The following is a 2,403-nucleotide window of genomic DNA, read 5'->3' as shown; positions in this document are numbered from 1 at the left end:
AATTTTTTTTCTTGTGGAATGGGCCGGAGAGCCCGTTCCAGAATTTGATTAAAAGGATTTTTGCAAGAGGTCTATTACTAATGACGGGTGAGCGATAAATGATGACTAATGACTAATAGAAAATAACTGATAGAAAAAATCCCAGGCCTAACCCGGGAACGAAATATATTAAAAAAATTAATGTTGTTTTAATAAATTGAATTTGCCAAAAAGTGGCTATAAATTAGTAGCAGCGCTGGTAGATTTGAGAGCGGACGCCGGGGCGGGCATTCCTGTGCAGGTGCCGCACCCGATCGCATTTTCCAGTCTCAAGAAAACAGTTGCATTCATATTTGAGTACCACTTAAGCTTGGCTGCTGTTGCGAGTCTGGCTAGCCAGATCCAACAGTTGCGCCCAGCGTTTTTGGACTTGTTTGGGAGTGCAGTTGAGCGCGGTGGCGATCGCCTTGTCGCTTTCTTGATTCCGCTTCATTTCTAACAGTTGCTGCATTTGGGGCGAGAGTTGAGCGCGAAATGCTTCCCATTTGTCAGAAGTCATTCCCAGTTTTTGATCGACATCAGCACCCAGCCATTCGTGCACCAGTTTCCAGTTTTGAGTGCGGGCAAATTTTTCGACGTGGTACTTGAAACGTTGTTGCAAGTAGTCGCGCTGGCGGGCAGACAAACCGAGAACTCGATCGATTTCCGAAGCAGAAAGGTCTTGCAGTTTTAAAGTTAAGTAATTCACGCATTCAGGCTGATTTTGCGCTTCCAGATAGGCAATCAATTCCGAGACTACCCGATCGCGCAGCACAGCATCAGCCGGATCGACAGTTTCCGATACCATTTGCTCGCGCACTTGTTGCAGCGCCGGAGAGCGGCTGTGCATTTCCGCATCTTCTCCCTTGCCCGACTCTACAGCCATTTCAATGTCGATCGCAGTTTCGGGAGGTTGGCCCTTGGCAAATCCTTGAGCGCGGAGGACGATCAAACGTTGGCGGTTGCGGCCGGGCAAGCCGATTTGGCGTTTGGCGTAGTGTTCGGTGAAAGCCATGTACTCAGCCAATTCTAGCTGCGTGCGGGGCTGGTAGGTAGCATCGACTTGGTGTTCGCGGCGGAAAGCTCGCAGAGATTCGATGTAAAAGCCTTGCAAAAAGTCTTCAATCATGTTGTAGCGAGCTTGGAAGTTCAAGTTCGATCGGAAGGAAGCAACATGGCGGTAAATCATCGCCGCGAGGTGAGAGTGCAGTTCGACGCGGCCGCTTTTGGAGCCGAGGCGGTAGTATTGCAGGGTTTTTTGCAACCGGTGCTCGGCCAAGGTGATTTGCCAAGCTTCAACTTCGCCGGAAATTTGGATGCGATCGCTTTTTTGGCAAATCCGTTCGACTTCCTTAGCAATCCGCATCGCCACTGCTTGAGCGCTGCGGCTGGAAGTTTTCATTTCAGCTTCCAATTCTTTGAGCGCGAATTGGGCTAAAGCCAGGACATCGATGCTGGACACTGTATTGATTTCGGCGGTTTGTTCGGTGGAGGCGGCCGGAATGGAGTTGAGGCTAGAAGCGGTGTTGCAGTTGACGGTGGTGGCAGTTTTGACAGTCATGGCGTTTATCCGGTGGTAGCGCACAGCGTGCGAGGACATTTCTCAGAGAGTGAGGCGACAGTTGCTGGCGGTTTCGCTTGCTGTGCTGATTCAACTCTCTATACATTGAATGTTACGGAAGTAGAGATAACCGCAGTGATGCCAGTGTTCCACTCTCTCATGCAACAGTTTTTGGCTGCTGAATCTGATTCTAAGCGCTGGCTGTCGAGGATTGCTTTTATTGGCATTAAAGCCTTACCGTACAAGCATTCTGAGCTGTTACTCGGGTACGGCGATCGCGACAAAGATTGACGGTGTTCCAAGGCCGCTGAGTGGACAATTTAGCAACTGGCTGTTTGAGGCGGTTTTGGGCGATCGAGCTTCTGGAATCGAGACTCGGCAGAGTGTAGCGAACTGCAATGTATTCTGAAGCTACGGCACAGCAGTTAGGAAACCCGGTTAATCTGCAAATTTGCTCTTAGCTAGGCAGACGGGAATCCCTACAACGGCCTTTTTTGAACGAACCGCGAAGAACGCCAAAAACGCAAAGGAAGAGAAGAGAAGTAGTAGACCTCTTGCAAAAGTCCTTTTAATCAAATTTTGGAACGGGCTCTGGGGCCCGTTCCACAAGGAAAAATGTTTTTTGTGGGATGGGCCCCAGAGCCCGTCCTAATTATTTTTGCAAGAGGTCTAGTAGTGTAGGGTGGGCCACAAGCACAGAGAGGCCAGTCTGCCAACAACTCACCCTGCCTCTCTCTCTAATACCAAAGTCACCTTAATGTTGCAAGGAGGCTCCCGCTATAACGAAGTTTAGCGGCGAGAGGAATTGCAACCAGTATAAACGT

The 2,403-nt window shown here is 49.6% G+C and carries 2 protein-coding genes; one reads left to right on the top strand and one right to left on the bottom strand.

What is annotated here, in order from left to right; all coding sequences use genetic code 11:
- Positions 1 to 343: 343 nt before the first annotated feature.
- On the bottom strand, positions 344 to 1,579 hold the full coding sequence (locus tag QUB70_RS32340) for a HetZ-related protein (protein WP_332985892.1): 1,236 nt from the start codon (positions 1,577 to 1,579) through the stop codon (positions 344 to 346).
- A 12-nt stretch (positions 1,580 to 1,591) separates the two neighbouring features.
- Between QUB70_RS32340 and QUB70_RS32335 the strand changes: the two genes are divergently transcribed.
- Complete coding sequence (locus QUB70_RS32335) at positions 1,592 to 1,870, top strand: hypothetical protein (protein WP_332985891.1); 279 nt, start codon at positions 1,592 to 1,594, stop codon at positions 1,868 to 1,870.
- Positions 1,871 to 2,403: the final 533 nt, after the last annotated feature.

Origin of the sequence: Microcoleus sp. A003_D6 (genome assembly GCF_036702825.1) — a bacterium.
Classification (GTDB): Bacteria; Cyanobacteriota; Cyanobacteriia; order Cyanobacteriales; family Microcoleaceae; genus Microcoleus.
This window is presented reverse-complemented; position numbering and strand designations above follow the sequence as displayed.

Excerpts from the sequence above, each read along its gene's own strand:
- QUB70_RS32340 (WP_332985892.1), bottom strand. The coding sequence starts at position 1,579 with ATGACTGTCAAAACTGCCACCACCGTCAACTGCAACACCGCTTCTAGC.